The organism is Microbacterium sp. HMWF026, from assembly GCF_003061325.1.
In the GTDB taxonomy this organism is placed as follows: Bacteria; Actinomycetota; Actinomycetes; order Actinomycetales; family Microbacteriaceae; genus Microbacterium; species Microbacterium testaceum_E.
This window is the reverse complement of the sequence record NZ_QAJB01000003.1, coordinates 1-4,675: the sequence shown is the minus strand read 5'-3', so window position 1 is coordinate 4,675 and position 4,675 is coordinate 1. Positions and strand designations below refer to the sequence as shown.

Genomic DNA, 4,675 nt, shown 5'->3' with positions numbered 1-4,675 from the left:
GCCCGGAGCGGTCGCTCCGGCGCACGCCGACAGGCCGACGGTGGCTCCGACCGCGAGCGCGAGCAGGCCCGCGCGGCGCAGGGGGGAGGTTCTCATGGTGTTCCTCTTTCTTCGGGTGGGGGGCTTCGTCACGGCGAGAGCCCGGTGGCGATGCGCTCCGTGTTGACGCGCATCATGGTCAGGTAGTCGGGGGCGCCGCCGGCGGCGTCGGTGAGCGACTCGGTGAACAGCTCGGTCACCGCGACGTCGCGATCGGCCTCGTCGGCGAGGGCGCGCACGAGGCGGTCGGGCGAGGAGCTCTCGGCGAAGATCGTCGGTACCCCCGCTTCGTCGATCGCCGACACGAGGTCGGCGAGGTCGCTCGTGCTGGGGGCGGCGAGCGTCGTTCCGCCGGGGATGACCGCGCCGATGAGGCGGAAGCCGAAGCGCTCGGCGAGGTAGCCGAACACGTGGTGATTGGTGACGAGGGCGCGTCGTTCGGCGGGGATCGCCGCGAAGGCGGCGGTCATCTCGGCATCCAGATCCTGCAGCTGGGCGCGGTACTGGGCCGCCCGAGAGGTCACGGCGGAGGCATCGACCCCGTCGAGGCCCCGGATCACCGGCTCGAGCGCGTCGACGACGCGGATCATCTGCGCGGGGTCGGTCCAGAAGTGCGGGTCGTCGGCACCGCCCGCGTCGGCCGACGCGTACGGGAGCACCTCGACGACGTCTCCGGCGACGAATATCGCGACCCCGTCCGCCGCGGCGGCGTCGAGGTGCTGCTGCAGTCCTTCTTCGAGGCCCAGTCCGTTGGCGACGAGCAGGTCGGCCGAGCGCACGCGGGCTGCTTCGGCGGCCGAGATCTCGAACGAGTGGGGGTCGGCTCCGGGACGCATCAGCGTCAACACCTCGACGTCGTCCGCGACGAGGTGCGACACGACGTCGCCGAGGATGTTGGTCGACACCGCGATCAGGGGACGATCGGATGCCGCGTTCCCGGCGCAGCCGGTGAGGGTCAGCAGGGCCGCGGCGACCGCGGCGGCGAGCAGGCGGCGCACGTCAGCGTCCCGTCTCGGCGACGAAGAGCGGCGCGGCGGCAGGGGTGAACTCCCGCGCCACGCGTGCCCCGTCGGCGAAGTCGAGCTCCCACAGGCGCTGCTCGGTAGGACCGTTCAGGTACGCGCGCTGCTGGTCGGCGATGAGCGAGACGGGGTGCGCGGCGGCGAGGCTCTCGCCCACGAGCGGGGCGGACGAGGCGCGCAGGGCCCCGGTGCGCCCGTCGAGGACGAGCACCCGGCCGTCGGCCGTGAGCGCGAGCAGGTGGTGGTCCTTGTCGTCGACGGCGGTGGCCTGCACGACCGGCTCGGGCGTCGGCACGAGCGTCCACGCGCGCTCGCGGGTGTCGAGCATCCAGATCCCGGCGTCCCCGGCGACCGCGGCGACGGTCGGTCGACCCTCGCGGTTGGCGAAGGCCGTCGCGCGCGGGGCCGTCGTGTCCGCGGGGTAGGGAATGCGCTCGACGACGGGAGTCTCGGCGTCGATCGTGACGAGCAGGGCGCCGTCGCGGCATCCGATCACCGCTCCGACGCGGGTCGTGATCGTGCCGGCGGGATCTTCGCACGCGGTGGTCTCGCCGAGGGGCTCGCCGTCGGCGGTGTGGAGGGTGACCTCACCCCCGGCGGCGACCGCGGCGAACGAGCCCGCGGGAACGACCAGGCCCGGCCCGGCCGGACGCTCGAGGCGGAACCGCTCGACGACCTCCCCCCGCGACAGCGCCTCGGTGTCCAGCAGCACCGCCTCGCCGGAGGCGGGGAAGAACAGCCCCGTGCCGCCGGTCGTGGACGAGTTCGAGGTCGCGACGGTCGCGACGCCGCCGCCCTCGACCTCGCCGAGGATGCGCGCCTCGGCGCGGTAGTAGTGGAAGTGGTCGACGTGGTCCCACGTCCACACCCCGCTGTCGACGATCGAGACGCCCGCGTCGTCGGCGGCGAACAGGTAGCGGCCGTCGGAGTGCATCGCCTCGGGCGGGGGGACGGCGCCGAGGTCGGACGTGGTCTCGTCGAGCAGGTCGAGGTGCGACACCCGGCCGTCCGCGGCGATCGAGGTCAGGCCCAGCGCGGGCTCGGCGAGCTCGGCGGCACCGGCGATCTCGCCGTGGGTGTCGGCGGTCGGGGCGGCTGCCGGCGGTGCAGCAGGGGCGGCGCAACCGGCGAGGGCGAGGACGAGCAGCCCGCCGAGAGGGGCGAGCCGTCGGGTCACGAGGTGGGGCATGGGGGGCTTTCCGGGTCAGGCGGGAAGGAGAAGAGGGGATGCCGTGCGCCGGTGCGCAGCGGTGACGGCGGCGCGAAGCCCCCACGACACCCCCGCGGCGGCGATCGCGGCGGCGGCGATGGTCGCGCCGGCGGCGGTGGCGGCGTGCCACGAGACGAGCAGTCCGACGACGACCGCGGCCGCGCCGATCACCGCGGCGAGCACCATGGTCGATGCGATGCGCGCGGTCCACTGCCGCGCGGCGACGGCCGGGGCGACGAGCAGCCCGACCACCAGCAGCGAGCCGACCGCCTGATACGAGGCGACGACGGCGAGCGTGACGAGCCCGACGAGCACGGCCTGCGCGACGCGCGGGGCCAGACCCAGCACGCGGGCGACGCGCTCGTCGATCGCGAGGGCGACGAGCGGGCGGTGGGCGAGGATCGCCGCCCCGACGCCGATCACGGCGGCCAGGGCCAGGACGACGAGATCGCCGGGCGCGATGGCGAGGATGTCGCCGAACAGGATGGCCGTGGCATCCGTGGCGAAGCTCCCGGCGTGCGAGATGACGATCACCCCGAGCGCGAGCATGCCGACGAACAGCAGCCCGATGCTCGTGTCGTACGACAGCTTGGCGCGGCGCTGCAGGGCGCCGATGCCCAGGCTCATCGCGATGGCGCTCACGGCGGCGCCGACCAGCACCGGGACGCCGAGCACCGTCGCCAGAGCGACGCCGGGCAGCATGCCGTGCGCGAGCGCCTCGCCGAGAAAGGCCATGCCCCGCACGATCACCCACGTCCCGGCGACGGCGCACAGCACCGACACCAGCACGCCACCGAGCAGGGCGCGCTGGACGAACTCGAGCGAGAAGGGGTCGAAGAGCCAGGACACGAGGACCGACCGTAGCGTTAAGTGATAACGATTCTCAAACTCGTATGATGGATGCCATGACCCTCCCCTCCGCCCTCACGGCGACCGGCCTGCGCGTCGCCTTCGACGGCGTCGAGGCCCTCTCCGGTGTCGACCTGACCATCCCCGCGGGGCGGATCACCGCGATCGTCGGACCGAACGGAGCGGGCAAGTCGACGCTGCTCGAGGTGCTCGCCGGCGCCCGCACGCCCTCGGCCGGTCGGGTCGAGACGGGGGCGCGGTCGCGCGCCTTCGTTCCGCAACGCGCGGCCGTCTCGGAGCACCTGCCCGTCACCGTGCGCGAGATCGTGTCGGTCGGCGCGTGGGGCCGCGTCGGCGCGGTCCGGCGCCTTCGCCCGGCGCTCCGCGACGACATCGACCTGGCCATGCGGCAGCTCGACATCACCGCGCTCGCGCGGACGCCGTTCGGCTCACTGTCGGGGGGACAGCGTCAGCGGGCCCTCCTCGCGCAGGGATTGGCGCGCCGTGCCGACGTCCTGCTGCTGGACGAGCCGACGACAGGACTGGACGCCGCCAGCGCGGAGCTGAACCGGCGCGCGATCGCCGCCGAGATCGCACGCGGGGCGACCGTGGTGTGCGTCAGCCACGATGACCGACTCATCGCCCAGGCCGATCAGGTGATCGCCCTCGCGGACGGGCGGGTCAGACGCGCGAGCGCACCCGCTCGGTGATTCGCGTCAGCAGGGCGGCTGCGGCGGCGACACCATCGGCGGACTCGTCGCGGATGGCCGCGTCCACGTCCCGGGGAAAACGCCGGAGGGCGACCCACGGCTCGGCGTCGAGGTCGACCTCGAGGTGGATGTGATTGACCCGGCGGTCCTCGGCATCCAGTTCACGTCGGAGCAGGCCGCGCCCGATCAGACGGTCGACCAGGGTCGTCACGCCCGCCGCGGTCACTCCGAGGTGTCCGCGCAGATTGGAGGGACGGATGCCGGGCTCCTCGGCGATGCGCGCCAGGGCAGCCGCCTCGAGCTCGCTGACGCCGAGGTCGCGGCGCGCCTGAGCCAGCACGGCCTCTCGCATCACGACGTAGTCATCGAGGGCGGACAACAGGGCAGAAGGAAGCGACAACGGCATCCACCTCCTCGGTGCGGTCCGGCCGACCGCTGTTCTCACCATAGTCAGAAAACTGAATATTTCACGAAAATAATTAACTTTGTGAAATACGTGATAGATTACAAATCGACCGCGCCCCGCTACTCGACGAAGGAGATCATCATGGCAACGCTGTTCTACGGTTCCGACACGGCCCCCATCTCGCTTCCCGATCGCCTGATGGGTTACATCAAGGTGATCGCGTCGACGAAGCTGCGACGAGGCGAGTCGTTCACTCTCACCTGGACGGGCGTCGAGGGCGAAACGGGCCGATCGACGATCTGGCTGCAGCCGTCGATCCCGCTGCGTTTCGTATTCGAGTCCCCCGAGCCCGAGCAGCTCGTGGGCGACTACCTGCGCACCCTGGCCGACCAGGCCAACGCCGCCTCGGGCCTCGTCGTCGACACCCGCACGTGGGAAG

Annotated in this window: 6 protein-coding genes; 2 read left to right on the top strand and 4 right to left on the bottom strand. The window is 72.6% G+C overall.

Annotated features, from left to right (window positions below):
* Positions 1-128: 128 nt before the first annotated feature.
* The 3 genes from aztC to aztB are packed head-to-tail and all read right to left on the bottom strand — an operon-like array spanning position 129 to position 3,120.
* Positions 129-1,037 carry a zinc ABC transporter substrate-binding protein AztC gene (gene aztC, locus DBR36_RS00075; RefSeq protein WP_108317009.1) on the bottom strand — a complete coding sequence of 303 codons (909 nt, stop codon included), beginning with the start codon at positions 1,035-1,037 and terminating at the stop codon, positions 129-131.
* A 1-nt stretch (position 1,038) separates the two neighbouring features.
* A complete protein-coding gene (locus tag DBR36_RS00070) occupies positions 1,039-2,250 on the bottom strand; it encodes an ABC transporter (RefSeq protein WP_108317008.1) in 1,212 nt (403 codons plus the stop codon).
* 15 nt (positions 2,251-2,265) lie between these two features.
* Positions 2,266-3,120: a zinc ABC transporter permease AztB gene (aztB, locus tag DBR36_RS00065; protein ID WP_108317007.1), complete on the bottom strand. Its 855-nt coding sequence runs from the start codon at positions 3,118-3,120 to the stop codon at positions 2,266-2,268.
* A 56-nt stretch (positions 3,121-3,176) separates the two neighbouring features.
* On the opposite strand from aztB, the gene aztA reads away from it, so the two are divergent.
* Entirely contained in the window at positions 3,177-3,830 is a 654-nt protein-coding gene (aztA, locus tag DBR36_RS00060; protein WP_108317011.1) for a zinc ABC transporter ATP-binding protein AztA, read from the top strand.
* Here aztA and DBR36_RS00055 read toward each other — a convergent pair.
* On the bottom strand, positions 3,802-4,236 hold the full coding sequence (locus tag DBR36_RS00055) for a MarR family winged helix-turn-helix transcriptional regulator (protein WP_181373414.1): 435 nt from the start codon (positions 4,234-4,236) through the stop codon (positions 3,802-3,804). The genes aztA and DBR36_RS00055 overlap by 29 nt on opposite strands.
* A gap of 141 nt (positions 4,237-4,377) precedes the next feature.
* Between DBR36_RS00055 and DBR36_RS00050 the strand changes: the two genes are divergently transcribed.
* Positions 4,378-4,675: hypothetical protein (locus tag DBR36_RS00050; protein ID WP_108317010.1), on the top strand; the 298-nt coding region annotated here is incomplete at its 3' end.